Source organism: Saccharothrix hoggarensis (assembly GCF_042678885.1).
GTDB lineage: Bacteria > Actinomycetota > Actinomycetes > Mycobacteriales > Pseudonocardiaceae > Actinosynnema > Actinosynnema hoggarensis.
The window spans coordinates 1-537 of record NZ_JBHTLK010000541.1; the positions used below are offsets into that span (position 1 = coordinate 1).

The 537-nt window shown below is 78.8% G+C and carries 1 pseudogene; it reads left to right on the forward strand.

The window, feature by feature from the left end:
- A pseudogene (locus ACFQ3T_RS37015) lies at positions 1-537 on the forward strand (AfsR/SARP family transcriptional regulator); the annotation flags it as partial.

Consider the following 537-nt stretch of genomic DNA (forward strand, 5'->3'; position numbering starts at 1 on the left):
GGCTCGCCGCCGACCGGCCGGCGGTCCGCGAGCTGGTCGCGCTGTGCGGCGGGCTGCCGCTGGCGCTGCGGATCGCCGCGGCGCACCTGCTGGCGCGCCCGGACCGCTCGATCGGCGACTACGTCCACGAGCTGCGCACCGGCGACCGCCTGGCGGGCCTGCAGCTGCACGGTGACCCGGAAATGGCCGTGCGGGCGGCGATCGACCTGTCCCACGCCGCGCGGACCCCCGTCGAGCAGCGGCTGTTCCGCCTCCTGGGCCTGGTGCCCGGACCGGACACGACGCCGGCCGCGGTGGCGGCGCTCGCCGACGTCGACGTCGTCGAGGCCGAACGCGGCCTGCGCGCCCTGGTCGCCGCGCACCTCGTGGAGGAACCCGCGCCGGGCCGCCACGCGCTGCACGAACTGGTCCGCCTCTACGCCGCCGAACGGGTCGACGAGGGCCGGGCCCCGCTGGACCGCCTGCTCGGCTGGTACGTCGACACGGTCGACCGGGCCGCCGACGCGCTGGACCCCGGCCGCCACCGCCTCGCCCGAG